Origin of the sequence: Allokutzneria multivorans (assembly GCF_039537405.1) — a bacterium.
GTDB lineage: Bacteria > Actinomycetota > Actinomycetes > Mycobacteriales > Pseudonocardiaceae > Allokutzneria > Allokutzneria multivorans.
The window spans coordinates 265,758-281,729 of record NZ_BAABAL010000016.1 but is presented as its reverse complement, the minus strand read 5'-3'; the positions used below and the strand labels follow the sequence as shown (position 1 = coordinate 281,729).

Here is a 15,972-nt window from a genome sequence, read left to right as displayed (position 1 = left end):
CGTCAGCCGGGAAGGCCCGGACGCCCGACGCCGGTCTCGAACTGGAACAGCTCGCCGGTGGCGCGCCACATCTCGCAGCGGTTCGGCCAGGTCCTGGTGTAGGTCACCGCGTTGCCGCGGTAGGTGCCCTGCGCGGTCGTGGTGACCGGGCTGTACTCGTCGGTGCACGGGCCCTCGCGGTGGTTCAGGCGCGCGATGTCGCCGTACACCTCCCGCAGCCGGTCGCAGGCCTGGTGGGTGCGGGAGTGGGTGCCACCCAGCGGCTCGCACGCCAGCAGCGCGGTGTGCCCGGCCGGCAGCGCGCGCTCCCCGGAAGCCACGGTGAGGACCAGTGCGATCGGTCCGGCGCCGCGCACTCCGGACGGGCCCGCGGCCATCGCCGGGACCGTGCACACGCCCGCGAGCAGCACGCCCGCCAGGACCGCCTTGGCCAACCTCATTCGTGGACCTCCTCGACTCACCTGGCGCGTTGGCTCGCGCCACTGATTCGGGGATATCCGATCACGATCAGACGAGGCCGCTTGACCATCGAGCGCCGGTCCACCGCATCGTGGGCGCCAACAGACCCGGTCGATGCGGCGGCATCACGCACTGTTGATCACAAACCTGAGGGTTGCTCGGCAACCGCCTGAACCTTCCACGGAGCCGAGCCGCCCCCTATCACCGTCCGCACCCACCCCCACCGTCCACAATGGACACTCCGCCCCTGGAGGCACACCAATGCCGCATTCAGCGCGTAAGGGGCTGGGCGTCACCGGGTTCGCCGGTCTTCAAGACCCCACAACCCTCGCTCCGGCGGTCGTCAACGGCAGCAAACCCTGTGGGGGCCGGGTTTGCTGTGGTTGACGATGATCAGCGCGGGGGTTCGCTGGTCTTGAAGACACGCCAACCCCCGGGGCACACCAATGCCGCGTTCGGTGCGTTGAGCGCCCTGAATGACTCATTGAGGACGCTCAAGTACCTCAATGAGTCATTCAGCGCGTAAGCGGGCCTAGTGGGCGGCGTCGTCCCAGGAGCGGCCGTAGCCGACGGAGACCTCCAGCGGGACGGAGAGCTCGTAGGCGCCGCCCATCTCGGCGCGGACGAGCTTCTCGACTTGCTCGTGCTCGCCGTCGGCGATCTCCAGCACGAGTTCGTCGTGCACCTGCAACAGCACCCGCGAGCGCAGCTGCGAGGCGGACAGCGCCTTCTGCACGCCGAGCATGGCGACCTTGATGATGTCGGCCGCGCTGCCCTGGATCGGGGCGTTGAGCGCCATCCGCTCGGCCATCTCGCGGCGCTGGCGGTTGTCGCTGTTGAGGTCGGGCAGGTAGCGGCGGCGGCCGAGGATGGTCTCGGTGTAGCCGTCCTTGCGGGCCTGCTCGACGATCTGCTGCAGGTAGTCGCGGACCCCGCCGAAGCGCGAGAAGTACGCGTCCATCTGCGCCCGCGCCTCCTCGGCGGAGATCTTGAGCTGTGCGGCGAGACCGTAGGCGGACAGGCCGTACGCCAGGCCGTAGGACATCGCCTTCACCCGGCGCCGCAGCTCCGAGGTGACCTCGGTCGTCGGCACGTCGAAGGCCTTGGACGCCACGTAGGTGTGCAGGTCCTCGCCGGTGTTGAACGCCTCGACGAGGCCCTCGTCGCCGGAGAGGTGCGCCATGATCCGCATCTCGATCTGGCTGTAGTCGGCGGTCATCAGCTCGGCGTAGCCGGAACCGACCACGAACGCCTGCCGGATCGTCCTGCCGTCGTCGGTGCGGATCGGGATGTTCTGCAGGTTGGGGTCGGTCGAGGACAGCCGCCCGGTCGCCGCGATGGTCTGGTTGAAGGTGGTGTGGATGCGCCCGTCCGGGGCCACCGACTTCAGCAGGCCCTCGACGGTCACCTTCAGCCTGGTGGCGTCGCGGTGGGCCAGCATGTGCGCCAGGAACGGGTGCTGGGTGTCCTCGAACAGCTTCTGCAGCGCCTCGGCGTCGGTGGTGTAGCCGGTCTTGGTGCGCTTGGTCTTCGGCATGTTCAGCTCGTCGAAGAGCACGACCTGCAACTGCTTCGGCGAGCCGAGGTTGATCTCCTTGCCGATCTCGGCGTAGGCGTCCTGGGCGGCCTGGCGCACCTTCGCCGCGAACGCCGACTCCAGCTCGGTGAGCCGGTCGTCGTCCACCGCGATGCCCGCGGCCTCCAGTTCGGCCAGCTCCAGCAGCAGCGGCAGCTCCAGCTCGGCGAGCAGTCTGGTGCCGCCGGTCCGCTCCAGCTCCGCGTCCAGCGCGTCGGCCAGCTCCGCGACCGCGCGGGCCCGCACGATCTCCGCGACCGCCGTGCGCTCGGTGTCCTCCTGCTCGTCGGAGAGCAGCGAGAGCTGGCCGTCGGCCGCGCCCTCCTCCGCGCGCAGCTCGCGCTGGAGGTAGCGCAGCACCAGGTCGCCGAGGTCGAAGGAGCGCTGCCCCGGCCGCACCAGGTAGGCCGCGAGCGCGGTGTCGGTGGTCAGCCCGGCCAGGCTCCACCCCCGGTCGCGCAGCGCGTGCAGCCCGCCCTTGACGTCGTGCGCGGCCTTGGGGATCGAGGCGTCGGCCAGCCAGGCGGCCAGCGCGCGCTCGTCGTCCTCGGTCAGCGCGGAGGAGGCGAGGTAGCCGCCCTCACCGCGCGCCCCGGCCAGCGCGAGTCCTTCGAGGTCGCCGCTGCCCCTGCCCCAGCTGCCGCGCAGCGCGAGGCCGATCCGGTCGCCGCCGCGCGCGTGCTGGTCCAGCCAGGCCGCGACGCCGCCGGGCGCCACGAGACCGCCGGTGACCTCGAAGCCGTCCTCGGCCTCCGGCTCGCTGGTGGACAGCGTCGCGAACAGCCGATCGCGCAGGACGCGGAACTCCAGCTCGTCGAAGAGCTTGTGCACGCCGTCGCGGTCCCAGTCCCGCGCGGCGAGGTCGTCGACGGTGACCGGCAGCTCGACGTCCTTGATCAGCTCGGTGAGCTGGCGGTTGAGCAGCACCGAGGACAGGTTGTCCCGCAGCGCCTGGCCCGCCTTGCCCTTGACCTCGTCGGCGCGGTCGACCAGCTGGCCGAGCGAGCCGAACTCGGTGATCCACTTGGTGATCGTCTTCTCGCCGACGCCGGGGATCTTCGGCAGGTTGTCCGAGGGGTCCCCGCGCAGCGCGGCGAAGTCCGCGTACTGGTCGGGGCGCACGCCGTACTTGTCCAGCACCGCCTGCGGGGTGTAGCGCGCCAGCTCCGAGACGCCCTTCACCGGGTAGAGCACGGTGATGCTGTCGTTGACCAGCTGCAACGCGTCGCGGTCGCCCGTACAGATTGCCACCGCCAGGCCCTGCTCGGTGGCCTGCGTGGCGAGGGTGGCGATGAGGTCGTCTGCCTCGAAGCCCTCCTTCTCCAGCGTGGTCACGCCGAGCACCGCGAGCACGTCCTTGATCAGGCCGACCTGGCCCCGGAACTCGTCCGGGGTGGCGCTGCGGGTGGCCTTGTACTCCGGGAACTGCTCGGTGCGGAAGGTGACCCTGGAGACGTCGAAGGCCACCGCGATGTGGTCCGGCGCCTCGTCGCGGAGCAGGTTGATCAGCATCGAGGTGAAGCCGTAGACCGCGTTGGTCGTCTGGCCCGTGCCGGTCTGGAAGTTCTCCTTCGGCAGGGCGTAGAAGGCGCGGTAGGCCATCGAGTGGCCATCGATGAGCAGCAGCTTGCGGTCTCCGGGAGCACTCACGACCGGGAGTCTAAGCCGACCCACCGACACTCCGATCGAGCTACTCCGGCCAGACCGCCAAGCCCACTCCCCTGGCAGCCTCGGCCAACCGTCTGTCGTAGGTCACGAACCTCATCAGCTCCGCCCCTGGCTGCCCGGAGAGCACCTGCGCGGTCGCGAGGTGGACGGCGTCGAGGGAACGCAGCAGCGGATCGGCGTACACCGCTGCCGTCTGTCGCACGGTCGCGTCGATCTCCACCAGGTACAAGGACGCCAGAACGCTGGGAACTCTGGCGATGGCCTCCGGGGCGTTTCGTCGCACCGCGCGCGGCAACTCGACCTCGGCCAACGCAGAGGCAACTCGTGGCTGTCCGTTCTGCTCTGCGGCGTTGAGCCAGGCGACCAGTTCCTCCGTGTGCTCCTCCACCCTCACGAGCTTCATCAGCGCGGCGGTGTCGAGGTAGATCACCAGCGCTCGTCCTCTCGGTCGGCGGCCAGCGCGGCGGCGGAATCCACGCCGGGATCGCCGAGCACCGGTGGCATCGGCACCGTCCCCTGCGGAATCCGGGGCGGATGGGCGCGCCCGGTCGCCACGAGCTGGTCGAGCACCCGATCGCTCTGCCGAACGGGGATGAGGTGCGCGATCGGCACCCCCCGATCGGTCACCGTGTACGAGTGCCCCTCGCGGACCCGCTGGAGCGCGGCCGAGGTGCTCTGGTTCAGCTCGCGCACGCCGATCCGTTCGAGCCCGCGCGTCACCCGGACGTCGAGGTCGGTGAAGGGGTCGTTCTCTTCCACGCCGACAAGTGTAGAACATTGGGTCCTACATCGCACCCCTTGAGTCCTCGGGTCGAGCACCGACGGCGCGCGCCTAAGCTGGGCGGGGTGATTCGAACCTCCATGGTTCCGTTTCGTGCCACCGACCCCGCAAGGAGTGCCGTGAACCTCCCCGCAGCCGTCCCGAACCTGGTGCAGGCCGAGCAGCTCACCGACAAGCTCGGCATCGAGATCACCGAGTGGGACGCCGAGCGCCTGGTCGGCACCATGCCCGTCGCGGGCAACCGCCAGCCGTACGGGCTGCTGCACGGCGGCGCCAGTGCCGCGTTCGCGGAGACGCTCGGCTCGATCGCGGCGGTGATGAACGCGGGCGAGGGCCGGATCGCGGTCGGGCTTGAGCTGTCCTGCACCCACCACCGCGCCGCGCGCGAAGGCGTCGTCACCGGCGTGTGCACCCCGCTGCACGTCGGCAGGACCACCGCCACCTTCGAGATCGCGATCACCGACGAGTCGGGCAAGCGCGTCTGCACCGCCCGGCTGACCTGCGTGGTGCGCGACGCCCCGCCCGGCGAGAAGGCCTGACGATCTTCGGCAGATCTCCGACCAGAATCGGATATACGCAGCTCAGCGAGCCGCGGAGCCGGTAAAGCGGATGCCCCGGAACGGGACCTCGACGCATACTGCGGCGTGGACTTCAAGGGGCTGACCGACGACGGTGACGGACCCCCGTGGGTGGCGGCTGACGAGTCGGGATGGACGGGTGGGGCGGTGCTCCACCAGCGCGTGATGACGCACGCGACGGTGCGCGTCGACGACAGGCTGGCGGGCGCGCTGCTCAGCGAACTGCGCTCCAACACCGGGCTTCGCCAAAGCCGTGAGTTGAAGTTCTGGCAGTTCGAGAGGGACAAGCCGCTCGCAGCGCTGGTCGACCTGCTCGGCGAAGGCGGTGCGCTGCACGGCCGGGCCTCGGTGCTTGTCGCGGACAAGGTCGCGCTCACGGTGTCGACGATCGCCGGACTGCTCATCCAACGCGACGTGGAACCCCTTGTCCTCCATGGCGAATCGCTTCTCGGTCCACAGTGGACAGAGCTGGCCGCAGCACTGGCGGGCTTCGCGAAGGGAACACGCCGCAACGGCAGGTCGGTCGACATGGACGAGCTGTTCGCGCTCCTCGAACGAGCGCGGGAAACGTGCGCGGGACACCCTGCGGCGGAGGTCCTTGCGCACCTGGCAAAGAGCCGCGAACGGGCGGAGGAACTCCTGACGGAGGAGCCGCCGAAGCTCGACCCGCTCCCCAGCATGCTCGCGGAGCACGTCGAGCGCAGAACGGCAGAACTTGGCGAGTTCCGCCTGCTGCACGACCGGCACAAGATGCTGGAGCAGGAACAGAGGGCGCACACCTTCGCGATCGGCGCCTCCGCAGATCATCCGTCCATCCAGATCGCGGACCTCGTCAGCGGCGCCGGACGCGTGGTTTTCGAGCAGCGGCAAGGGAATCCGAGCAAGCAGGGCGCCGCGCTGCGCGAGGTCGTCGAGCCGTTCCTCTTCGGTACGTGAGAGCGGGCACCCTCCACTGTGGAGGGTGCCCGCTCGAGAGAGCCGTGCCTCAGGCGACGCCGAGGTAGGCCTCCTTGACCGACGGGTCGGCGAGCAGCTCCGCCCCGGTCCCGGTCTTCACGACGTGCCCGGTCTCCAGAACGTAGCCCCTGTGCGCCCTGCTGAGCGCCTGCTGCGCGTTCTGCTCGACCAGCAGCACCGTCGTGCCCTGCTCGTTGATCTCCTTGATGATCCGGAAGATCTGCTGGATGAACTGCGGGGCCAGCCCCATCGACGGCTCGTCGAGCAGCAGCAGCCTCGGCCGGGCCATCAGCGCCCGCCCGATCGCGACCATCTGCTGCTCACCGCCGGACATGGTGCCGCCCACCTGCGTCTTGCGCTCGGCCAGGCGGGGGAACAGGTCGAAGACCCGCTCGAAGTCCTCCTCGATGGCCTTGCGGTCCTTGCGGGTGTAGCAGCCCATCTCCAGGTTCTCCATCACCGTCATGCCGGGGAACACGCCCCTGCCCTCCGGTGACTGCGAGATCCCGCGCACCACGCGCAGGTCGGCACGCATCTTGCTGATGTCCTGGCCGTCGAAGACCACCGAACCGCCGGAGAGCGGCCGGATGCCCGAGACCGCCCGCATCGTGGTGGTCTTACCGGCCCCGTTGGCGCCGATCAGCGAGACGATCTCGCCTTCTTCCACGTGCAGCGTGATGTCGGTCAACGCCTGGATGCGCCCGTAGTGCACGCACATCCCGTTCAGCTCAAGCAGCGCCATCGTCGGGCACCCCCAGGTAGGCCGCGATCACCGCGGGGTTGTCCCTGATCTCCGCAGGCAGTCCTTCGGCGATCTTCTTGCCGAACTCCAGCACGACGATCCGGTCGGTCACACCCATGACGAGCTTCATGTCGTGCTCGATGAGCAGGACGGTGTAGCCGTCGTCGCGGATCTTGCGGATGAGCCCCATGAGCTCTTCCTTCTCCGCGGGGTTGAAGCCGGCCGCAGGCTCGTCGAGGCAGAGCAGCTTCGGCTCGGTCGCCAGCGCGCGGGCGATCTCCAGCCGCCGCTGGTAGCCGTAGGGCAGGTTGCGCGCCTTGTCAGCAGCCCGGTCGGCGATGCCGACGAACTCCAGCAGCGCCATGGCCTTGTCCACCGCGGCCTGCTCCTCCCGGTGGTGCCGGGGAAGCCGGAGCAGCGCGCCGATCACGCTGGTCTTGTGCCGCGCGTCGGTGCCGACCACCACGTTCTCCAGCGCGGTCATCTCGCTGAAGAGCCGGATGTTCTGGAACGTCCGCGCGATGCCGAGCCGGGTGATGGCGTTGCGCTTGGACCGCCCGAGGGGCTTGCCCTCCAGCAGCACCTTGCCCTTCGTTGGCCGGTAGACACCGGTCATCACGTTGAAGCAGGTGGTCTTGCCAGCGCCGTTGGGCCCGATCAGGCCGAGGATCTCCCCGCGCCGGATCTGGAAGTTCACCGAGTCCATGGCGGTGAGGCCGCCGAAGGCCATGGTGACCTCGTCCAGCTCCAGCAACGTGTCCCCGACTGCGACGGCGATCTCCCGGTCGGCGGCGACGACCTCGGCCACCTCGGCCTCGTGCGCCGCGCGCTCCTCCGGGCTCATCCGCTCCAGCTCGGCGACGAGGCCGCCCTCGGCGGGGACGTCGGGCTCGGAGGTGTTGTCGTGCGTCGTCATCCCTGAACCCCCTTCGCCGAGTCGGTCATCGCGCTCTCCTTGGCGATCTGCTCGGGCCTGCCGAGCAGTTTGCGGTACGCCTGTCTGCCCTTGGCCAGCAACCGCTGGCGCGAGCCGAGCAGACCCTGCGGACGGAAGATCATCAGCACGATCAGCGCGAGACCGAAGATCAGGTACTTGTACTCGGCGATGGCCTGGAAGCGGTCGGGGATGTAGGAGATGACGAACGCGCCCAGGATCACCCCGACCTTGTTGCCGGAGCCGCCGAGCACCACCGCGGCCAGGAACAGCACCGAGGTGACCACGTCGAACTTCTGGTTGTTGACGAAGCCGACCTGCCCGGCGTAGATCGCGCCGGAGAGGCCGCCGATCGCCGCGCCCATGGTGAAGGCCCAGATCTTGAACTTGAACGTGGGCACGCCCATGATCTCGGCGGCGTCCTCGTCCTCCCTGATGGCCACCCACGCGCGGCCGACGCGGCTGCGCTCCAGGTTGCCGACGAAGATCAGGATGATGATGATCACCGTGACGACCAGCCAGTACCACGGCGTGCCGTCGGAGGAGTTGAAGATCGCGGTGCCGTCGGCGTTGAGGCCCTCCGGCCGCCCGACGTCCTGGAAACCGCGCTGGCCGCGCAACGGGGTCACGTTGTCGGCGAGCAGCCGGACGATCTCACCGAAGCCGAGCGTGACGATCGCCAGGTAGTCCCCGCGCAGGCGCAGTGTCGGCGCCCCGAGCAGGACGCCGGTGGCCATCGTGATCACCACCGCGACCGGGATGATCGCGATCCACGGGTAGTCCCACCGCAGCGCGGAGTCCGGGCTGGTCAGGATCGCCGCGACGTAGGCGCCGACGGCGAAGAAGCCGACGTAGCCCAGGTCGAGCAGACCGGCCTGGCCGACCACCACGTTCAGCCCGATCGCGATCAGCGCGAAGCGCGCCGCGTTGAACAGGGCGATCTGGAAGTCGGTTCCCGGCTCGGTGGTGAGCAGCGGCGGGTTGAGGACCGGCAGCGCGTAGATCAGCACCACCAGCGGGATGAGCACGGCCCACTGCTGGAACCGGTTCAGCCCGTTCCACCAGTCGCGCACGCGCTGCCCGAACGGGGCTCGGCCTTGCGCCGGAGTCTGTTGGTGCGCGTTCATACCCGTGCCTTCCCAAGGGACTCGCCGAGGATGCCCGTCGGCCGGAACATCAGGATCACGATCAGCAGCACGAAGGCGACGATGTCGCGCCACTCACCGCCCAGCAGGGACTGGCCGTAGTTCTCCACGACGCCGAGCAGCAGGCCGCCGAGCAGCGCGCCGCGCAGGTTGCCGATACCGCCGAGCACCGCGGCGGTGAACGCCTTGATGCCCAGCAGGAAGCCGCCGTTGTAGACCACGCCCTGCGGGATCTGGAGCATGTAGAAGACCGCGGCCGCACCGGCGAGCACACCGCCGATGAGGAAGGTCAGCATGATCACGCGCTCCCGGTTGACGCCCATCAGCGTCGCGGTGACCGGGTCCTGCGCGACGGCGCGAACGCCCCTGCCCAGGCGCGAGCGGTTGATGAACATGTCCGCGACGACCATGAGCAGCAGCGCGGCGACGATCACCAGGATGTGGATGTTGGTCACCCGCGCTCCGAAGATCGTGAAGACCTCGGTCGGCCGGATCAGCCGCAGCGCGGGTTCCGGATTGGCGCCCCTGGTGACGAAGAACAGCTGCTGGATCACGAAGGAGGCGCCGACCGCGGTGATCAAGAAAACGAGCGTCGGCGCGTTGCGCTTGCGCAGCGGCCGATAGGCGACGCGTTCCAGAACGACGGCGGAGGCTCCGGAAATGATCATGGCGACAGCCATCATCAACAACAGGAAGCCGATGATCTCGACTATGCCGAGCCGGGCCGTCGGTCCCGGTTTGAGGCCGAGAGCCTCCATGGCGAAGTAGGCGCCGAAAGCGCCGGTGATGAAGATTTCGGAGTGCGCGAAGTTGATGAGGCGGAGAACGCCGTACACCAGCGTGTAGCCCAGTGCGATGAGGGCGTAGATGCTGCCGTAGGCGAGCCCGTCGACCGTGTTGCTCCAGAACTGGTCGAGGAAGAGGCCGACGTTGAAGTCGATCCAGCTGTCCTCGGCCTGCGCGAGCATGGCCGTAGCTTGAACAATCACTGATCTGCCCGTTCCCGTGCAAAGCGCCAGGGGCACGGCGACGGCAGGCGCTTCCCCGCCGTGGCCGTGCCCCTGTGCGACAACCGTTGCGTCGTGCTCTGCCGGTTAACCGATCGGCTTGTTCTTGACGATCTTGCCGCCCTCGACCTTGTAGGACCACACGGGCGTCTCGGTGAGCTCACCGGTGGCGTCCCACTTGAACTTCTTGGTCAGGCCCTGGCCCTCGTAGGTGCGGACGAACTCCAGCACGCTGGCGCGGTCCTTCTTGCCGCCGTCGATCGCCTTGAGCAGGATCGTCGCGGCGTCGTAGCCCTCGGCCGAGTAGGTCGACGGGTCGGTGTTGGCCAGCTTCTTGTACTCGGCGGTGAACTCCTTGAACTCATCCGCCGGAACGCACGGGCAGGTGAAGTAGGAGCCCTCGGCGGCGTCACCGGAGTTCTTGACGAACTGGTCGTCCTTGGTGCCGTCCGGGGCGACCAGCTTGGCGGTCACGCCCTTGTTGAACAGCTGGTCGGCCAGCGGGGCGGCCTCGGTGTAGTAGCCGGAGTAGAAGATCGCGTCCGGCTTGGCCGCCTCGACCTTGCTGACGGTGGCCGCGAACTCCTTCTGCTTGCTCTTGACCTGGTCCTCGCAGACGACCTTGCTGCCGAGCGCTTCCTTGACCGCCGCGGCGAGGCCGCTGCCGTACTCGGAGTCGTCGCGGATCACGCAGACCTTGGAGGCCTTGAGGTCGTTGGTGATGAACTTGGCCGCGGCCGGGCCCTGCACGCTGTCGTTGCCCAGCGCGCGGAAGAAGGTCTTCCAGCCGTTCTTGCTCAGGCCCGGGTTGGTCGCCGAGGGGCTCAGGGTGACCAGGCCCGCGTCGGAGAAGGTCTTGCCGACAGCCTTGGACTCACCGGAGAACGGCAGTCCGACGACGCCGAGGATGTCCGGCGTGTTCACCGCCTGCGCCACCACACCCGGGGCCTTGTCCGGCGAGCCCTCGGAGTCGAACTCCCGCAGGTTCACCTGACAGCCGGGGTTGGCCGCGTTGTGCTGCTTCACGGCCAGGCGTGCGCCGTTGAGGATGGCAAGGCCCAGCGCGGCGTTGTCACCGGCGATGGTGCCGATGTAGGCCAGCGAGGCGTTGTTGCACTGCGCCTTGCCGTCGCCGCGCGGGTCAGCCGCGTTGGCCGCCTTGGTCGGACCGGCGGCGCCGCTGGTGCCACCACCGCCCGAAGAGTCGTTGCCGCCGCCCCCGCACCCCGCGATCGCCAAAGCCACCACGGCAGTCGTCGCAAGGGCCCGCACGAGTCGTGTCCCAGACACCCGTACCTCCGTAAACCCAATTCACCACAATGCACGTTTGCCTGGTGGTGAGCCCCGTTCGATCAGGGGCGTTGGTCAGGGCAGGAAGCTAACTGTCGAAAAGCGGCATTGCACAGCAACTGTGGACGCTCGTAGCCACATCGTGACGATGAAGAGCAACCGGACTCGGCCATTAGTTTGGCAACCACGAACCTCTTGTCACCGACGGGTGACAAGACCGTTACTTCCGGTCAACCAATATTCTCGACGACGGCATCCGCAACCGCCTTCATGGTGGTACGGCGGTCCATCGCGGTGCGTTGAATCCAGCGGAAGGCCTCCGACTCGTTCAGGCCCTGCTTCGTCATGAGCAGACCCTTGGCCTTCTCCACCACCTTGCGGGTTTCCAGACGCTCGGTCAGGCCCGCCACCTCGGTCTCCAGCGCCTGGAGCTCGGCGAAGCGGGAGACCGCCAGCTCGATGGCCGGGACCAGGTCGCGCTTGGCGAAGGGCTTGACCAGGTAGGCCATCGCCCCGGCGTCGCGGGCGCGCTCGACGAGGTCGCGCTGGCTGAAGGCGGTCAGGATGACCACGGGGGCGATGCGCTCGCCCGCGATCGCCGCGGCGGCCTCGATGCCGTCCTTGCGAGGCATCTTCACGTCCAGGATGACCAGGTCCGGGCGCAGCTGGGTGGCCAGCTCGACGGCCTCGACACCGTCGGCGGCCTCGCCGACGACCTCGTAGCCCTCCTCGCGCAGCATCTCGACCAGGTCGAGGCGGATGAGCGCCTCGTCCTCGGCGACCAGGACGCGGCGCTGGACGGGCGTGGCCTCGGGGGCCTCGGTAGCCGGCTGGGTCACCGGGGTCCTCCTCTGGTCGGGCTCTCGGTTCGGTTCCGCAGCTTACTCGCGGGAGTCCTCGCCCACGGGCGCGCGAGGCTGTGACGTTGCCCGGGGCGGCACACGCACCACGATCGTCCACAGTGGACTCCACAGGCCCTCGGGAGTCGTCCGTCCGAGGTGGACGGTCGCGTCACGACCGGGCGGCGCGGCCGTCTCCCCCCTGAGCGCACCGCGGGCCCGCGCGGCTGACAACGCCGGTTCGCTCAGCTATAGAGGAGGAAGACCCCCGAGCGGGACGGAGGACCCCCGTGCACGACAAGCCTCTGAACGACAAGCCTCGCCGGACGCGGTCCGCGATCGGCACCGTCGGCCGCGTCGTCGGTGGAGTCGTCGCCGCCGTCACGGTTCCGCTCGCCACCACGCTCGGCGCGCTCGGCGCCGTGCTGTTCGTGGCGGCCAAGCACAGCGGCCCCGAGCCCGCGCCGGCGTTCGGGCCGAATCCGGCCGTCGAGGAAACGATCGCGGGCCCCGGAACGACAGACAGGGCAGCGGGCGCCGAACGGGCGCTCTAGCGACGCGGCCGACGGAAATCAGCGGTGGCCGCGAAGGAAATGGACGGCGAACGCGCGGGAAGGTCCGGCCGAAATGTGGTTTCGGCCACCGATTACCGCGGGTAATCCCGGACCGGCAGCAGCACCGGCTGCCGCTCCACCTGGAGGGAGGATCATCCGATGGCCGATAGGCGCGGAAAGAGAAGGTCGGCGATCGCGGTCGCACTGACCCTCGGAGTCTCCGTGGGCGTCCCCCTCGCCGTCACCACGCTCGGCGCGGTGGGAGCCGCGCTGTTCGTCGCGGCGAAGTACACCACCGCGGACCTGAACCCCACGACGCACGCGGCGGGCGTTGCCGCCGTCGAAGCTTCCGCGAGCCCGGAAACCCCTGCGGGACCGGGTGTGGACGTGGCCAGGAGCACGGAGAACCCGAGCACGGAGAGCTGATCCCGGCACCGATCAACGGTGGCCGTCGACCCCCCGGGTCGGCGGCCACCGGCACGTCCGGCCAGCGGCGTTCACCACGCGTCACCCGCGCCACCCGGTCGGGTGGTCCGCGCTCCCTACACAGCCCCGACCTCCGCTGATAGGGTGACGCGTTTACGCATTCCGGTGAAAACGAGAGCGTTTCGGCATCCACCGAGAGACCGGCCCTCTAGGGTGTACTCCCTCGATCACCCTGTGCTATCGTTCCCGTCATTTCGACGGCCTGTTCGCACTGGGAAAGGGCAATCTCCAGCTGAATATCGCGGGTAAATAGACGGTAGCTTCGAAAGTCGCAGAGCAGGCATTTCTACCACTATCCCCAGGGGCGGCATTACTCCCACCTGCGCGCAGCCCCGGGGTAGCACACGAACTTGTGGAGCGTCGTGAAGACCGACAGCGAGATGAACAAGAGCCACAAGTCGATCAGAACAAGGCTCACCGGCACGGTTCTGATCCCCAGTGTGGCGCTCATGGTGATGTGGCTGGGTGGCGCGTCGTTCTTCCTGTTCGAGAGCGTCTACGTGCGCGCGGTCCTCAGCGGTGTGCGGGATGTGTCCATCCCCGCCGTGACCGCGCTCGCCTCCGCGGAGAAGGAGCGCCAGCTCAGCATGGCCTACCTCGGCAAGCCCGAGGGCGGGCTGGCCGAGCTGCACTCCCGCCAGCAGCAGACCGACCGCTCGCTCACCACGATGCAGACGGCGGCCAACGAACTGGCCAAGAACGCCCCCAAGGAGATCGTCGACCGGCTGACGAAGCTCAACGGGCTGATCGCCCAGCTGCCCAGGAAGCGCTCCCAGGTGGACACCAGGGAGATCAGCAAGGCCGAGATCTACAAGTACTACAACGAGATGCTCGACGCGGGCACCGACCTCTTCGAGACGCAGGCCCGCGTGCTGCCCGACGTGACGGTGGCGCTCGGCGGTCTGACCTCCTCCGCGCTGTTCCGGGCCAACGACCTGATGTCCAGGGAGACGGCGCTGATCGCCAGCGCGCTCGTCTCGGGCACGCTCACCGCCCAGGACCACATCGAGCTGACCAAGCTCGTCGGCGTCTACCACACCGAGCTGAACACCAAGATCGCCTTCACCCAGCCCAGCGTGCAGGAGGGCTACCAGCAGCTCGTCGAGAGCGACGCCTGGAAGCAGCTGGAGCAGGCGGAGCAGTCGCTGATCAGCTTCGGGCCGTGGTCCTCGAGCGGGCGCAACCGCACCGAACCGCCGGTGAACGAGCGGCAGTGGACCGAGATCACCACCCAGGTCGGCAACAGGTTGCTCGACCTCACGGTCCGCAACGCCGACGAGGTCTCCGGGATCGGGCTCGCCGAGGCCGACACCGCCTTGATCAACGTGGCCATCGGCACCGTCGCCGCGCTGCTCGCGGCCATCGGCGCGATCGTGATCGCGCTGCGGATGTCGCGCAAGCTCGTCGACAAGGCGCTCGTCGTGCGCCTGGCCAGCCTGCGCAACGAGGCGCTCGAACTCGCCCACCGCAAGCTGCCCAACCTGGTCAACCGGCTCCGGCGCGGTGACACCGTCAAGGTCTCCACCGAGATCCCCGAGCTGGACTACGGCAAGGACGAGATCGGCCAGCTGGCGAGCGCGTTCAACGCCGCCCAGCTCACCGCCGTCGCGGCCGCGGTCAAGGAGGCGCAGGCCAGGGAGGGCATCAACAACGTCTTCCTCGGCATCGCCCACCGCAACCAGGGCCTGGTGCACCGCCAGCTGAAGATCCTGGACCGGATGGAGCGCCACGAGGAGGACCCGGAGCAGCTGGAAGGGCTGTTCCAGCTGGACCACCTCGCCACCCGCGCCCGCCGCAACGCCGAGAACCTGATCATCCTCGGCGGCGAGCAGCCCGGACGCCGCTGGCGCAACCCGATCCGCCTGGTCGACGTGCTGCGCGCGGCGATCTCCGAGACCGAGCACTACGTCCGGGTCCGGCTGCAGCGCGTGCCCGAGGCCGCGATCGTCGGATCCGCCGTCGCCGACACCATCCACCTCGTCGCCGAGCTGGTCGACAACGCCACCTCGTTCTCCCCGCCCCGCTCGCAGGTCCAGGTGCACGGCTCGCTGGCGGCCAAGGGCGTCGTCGTGGAGGTCGAGGACCACGGCCTCGGCATGAGCGAGGACGACCAGGCCGCGGCCAACGCGATGCTCAACGACCCGCCCGAGTTCGACGCGATGGCGCTCAAGGGCGACTCGCGACTGGGCCTGTTCGTCGTCGCGCGGCTGGCCTCCCGGCTCGGGGTCAAGGTGGAGCTGCGCACCTCCCCCTACGGCGGCACCAGGGCGATCATCCTGATCCCCAACGAGGTGCTTGCCTCCAGGGTCGCGCAGGAGGACGGCGGCGGCGGGACCAACCCCGGGCTCGCCCGCCAGCACCCGCACACGCCGCCCAACGGCACGCCGTTCCCGCCGCAGAGCCGGACCGAGCAGACCGGGGTCGACCAGGTGGCCGCCCAGCAGCGCGTCGCCCCCGTCGACTCCGGCGCCCGGCTCGGCGCGGACCTGGAGAGCTTCTGGTCCGAACCGCTCGGCGACGGCGAGGACGCCGACGGCGGCCGTCCGTTGAACATGCTCGGCGGACTGAGCTTCGAGGCCGTGCGGGAGGTGCCTGGACCCGAACCGATCGTCGACGAGCCCGGGAGCGGCCACCCTGTGGAGACGCCGAGGTACAGCCACACCGGACCCATCCCGGTGTATACCGGCAATAGCCAGGCAGAGCCGCCCGTTCCAGAACCGGTTCGGGCGGGCTGGGAGGATAGCGTCGGGCAGCGTCCGGCCTTACCGCAGCGCAAGCCTCAGCAGAGCCTCGCTCCCCAGCTCAGGGCGGAACCGGCACCGGTCCCGCAGGCGGCTGAGGACCCGGCCGAGAACCACCGCTCCGCAGAGGAGATCCGCAACACCATGTCCGCCTTCCAGCGGGGCACCCGCGAGGGCCGCAACGCGGACAGTCCGTTCGAGTCATGAGCCACGTG

General features: G+C 69.0%; 15 protein-coding genes. 5 read left to right on the top strand and 10 right to left on the bottom strand.

Annotation, left to right across the window (positions count from 1 at the left end; genetic code table 11):
- Positions 1-2: 2 nt before the first annotated feature.
- The 4 genes from ABD798_RS20320 to ABD798_RS20305 form a co-directional block, all read right to left on the bottom strand.
- Entirely contained in the window at positions 3-440 is a 438-nt protein-coding gene (locus ABD798_RS20320) for an SSI family serine proteinase inhibitor (RefSeq protein ID WP_344877102.1), read from the bottom strand.
- 551 nt (positions 441-991) lie between these two features.
- A complete protein-coding gene (gene polA / locus ABD798_RS20315; RefSeq protein WP_425549249.1) occupies positions 992-3,637 on the bottom strand; it encodes a DNA polymerase I in 2,646 nt (881 codons plus the stop codon).
- Between the two features lie 88 nt (positions 3,638-3,725).
- On the bottom strand, positions 3,726-4,133 hold the full coding sequence (locus tag ABD798_RS20310; protein ID WP_344877098.1) for a type II toxin-antitoxin system VapC family toxin: 408 nt from the start codon (positions 4,131-4,133) through the stop codon (positions 3,726-3,728).
- Complete coding sequence (locus tag ABD798_RS20305; RefSeq protein ID WP_344877096.1) at positions 4,130-4,462, bottom strand: type II toxin-antitoxin system Phd/YefM family antitoxin; 333 nt, start codon at positions 4,460-4,462, stop codon at positions 4,130-4,132. The genes ABD798_RS20310 and ABD798_RS20305 overlap by 4 nt, the downstream gene beginning before the upstream one ends.
- Positions 4,463-4,603: 141 nt before the next feature.
- Between ABD798_RS20305 and ABD798_RS20300 the strand changes: the two genes are divergently transcribed.
- Together ABD798_RS20300 and ABD798_RS20295 are read left to right on the top strand one after the other, a co-directional pair.
- The gene (locus ABD798_RS20300) at positions 4,604-5,023 is read left to right on the top strand and encodes a hotdog fold thioesterase (protein ID WP_344877094.1); all 420 of its coding nucleotides are present in this window, start codon (positions 4,604-4,606) and stop codon (positions 5,021-5,023) included.
- 105 nt (positions 5,024-5,128) lie between these two features.
- Entirely contained in the window at positions 5,129-5,998 is an 870-nt protein-coding gene (locus ABD798_RS20295) for a hypothetical protein (RefSeq protein ID WP_344877092.1), read from the top strand.
- A gap of 49 nt (positions 5,999-6,047) precedes the next feature.
- Here the strand turns inward: ABD798_RS20295 and ABD798_RS20290 are convergent, their stop codons facing one another.
- From ABD798_RS20290 to ABD798_RS20265, 6 genes are all read right to left on the bottom strand, one after another.
- The gene (locus ABD798_RS20290) at positions 6,048-6,761 is read right to left on the bottom strand and encodes an ABC transporter ATP-binding protein (protein WP_425549244.1); all 714 of its coding nucleotides are present in this window, start codon (positions 6,759-6,761) and stop codon (positions 6,048-6,050) included.
- Positions 6,748-7,677, bottom strand: a complete 930-nt coding sequence (locus ABD798_RS20285) for an ABC transporter ATP-binding protein (RefSeq protein WP_344877090.1) — start codon at positions 7,675-7,677, stop codon at positions 6,748-6,750. Before ABD798_RS20285 ends, ABD798_RS20290 begins: the two co-directional genes overlap by 14 nt.
- Positions 7,674-8,822: a branched-chain amino acid ABC transporter permease gene (locus ABD798_RS20280; protein ID WP_344877088.1), complete on the bottom strand. Its 1,149-nt coding sequence runs from the start codon at positions 8,820-8,822 to the stop codon at positions 7,674-7,676. Before ABD798_RS20280 ends, ABD798_RS20285 begins: the two co-directional genes overlap by 4 nt.
- Complete coding sequence (locus tag ABD798_RS20275) at positions 8,819-9,808, bottom strand: branched-chain amino acid ABC transporter permease (protein ID WP_344877086.1); 990 nt, start codon at positions 9,806-9,808, stop codon at positions 8,819-8,821. The genes ABD798_RS20280 and ABD798_RS20275 overlap by 4 nt, the downstream gene beginning before the upstream one ends.
- 126 nt (positions 9,809-9,934) lie before the next feature.
- Complete coding sequence (locus ABD798_RS20270; RefSeq protein ID WP_425549243.1) at positions 9,935-11,137, bottom strand: branched-chain amino acid ABC transporter substrate-binding protein; 1,203 nt, start codon at positions 11,135-11,137, stop codon at positions 9,935-9,937.
- Positions 11,138-11,367: 230 nt separating this feature from the next.
- Positions 11,368-11,976 carry an ANTAR domain-containing response regulator gene (locus tag ABD798_RS20265; protein ID WP_086819149.1) on the bottom strand — a complete coding sequence of 203 codons (609 nt, stop codon included), beginning with the start codon at positions 11,974-11,976 and terminating at the stop codon, positions 11,368-11,370.
- A gap of 290 nt (positions 11,977-12,266) precedes the next feature.
- Between ABD798_RS20265 and ABD798_RS20260 the strand changes: the two genes are divergently transcribed.
- The 3 genes from ABD798_RS20260 to ABD798_RS20250 all read left to right on the top strand — a co-directional run bounded on the left by ABD798_RS20260 (position 12,267) and on the right by ABD798_RS20250 (position 15,964).
- A complete protein-coding gene (locus ABD798_RS20260; RefSeq protein WP_344877082.1) occupies positions 12,267-12,530 on the top strand; it encodes a hypothetical protein in 264 nt (87 codons plus the stop codon).
- Positions 12,531-12,689: 159 nt separating this feature from the next.
- Positions 12,690-12,956: a hypothetical protein gene (locus tag ABD798_RS20255; RefSeq protein ID WP_344877080.1), complete on the top strand. Its 267-nt coding sequence runs from the start codon at positions 12,690-12,692 to the stop codon at positions 12,954-12,956.
- Positions 12,957-13,378: 422 nt separating this feature from the next.
- Complete coding sequence (locus ABD798_RS20250) at positions 13,379-15,964, top strand: nitrate- and nitrite sensing domain-containing protein (RefSeq protein ID WP_344877079.1); 2,586 nt, start codon at positions 13,379-13,381, stop codon at positions 15,962-15,964.
- The last annotated feature ends 8 nt before the right edge of the window (positions 15,965-15,972 follow it).

Bases quoted from the DNA above. Each gene is read 5' to 3' on its own strand.
- ABD798_RS20320 (WP_344877102.1), bottom strand. From the start codon at position 440: ATGAGGTTGGCCAAGGCGGTCCTGGCGGGCGTGCTGCTCGCGGGCGTG.
- polA (WP_425549249.1), bottom strand. From the start codon at position 3,637: ATGGCCTACCGCGCCTTCTACGCCCTGCCGAAGGAGAACTTCCAGACC.
- ABD798_RS20290 (WP_425549244.1), bottom strand. From the start codon at position 6,761: ATGGCGCTGCTTGAGCTGAACGGGATGTGCGTGCACTACGGGCGCATC.
- ABD798_RS20285 (WP_344877090.1), bottom strand. From the start codon at position 7,677: ATGACGACGCACGACAACACCTCCGAGCCCGACGTCCCCGCCGAGGGC.
- ABD798_RS20280 (WP_344877088.1), bottom strand. From the start codon at position 8,822: ATGAACGCGCACCAACAGACTCCGGCGCAAGGCCGAGCCCCGTTCGGG.
- ABD798_RS20275 (WP_344877086.1), bottom strand. From the start codon at position 9,808: ATGCTCGCGCAGGCCGAGGACAGCTGGATCGACTTCAACGTCGGCCTC.
- ABD798_RS20255 (WP_344877080.1), top strand. From the start codon at position 12,690: ATGGCCGATAGGCGCGGAAAGAGAAGGTCGGCGATCGCGGTCGCACTG.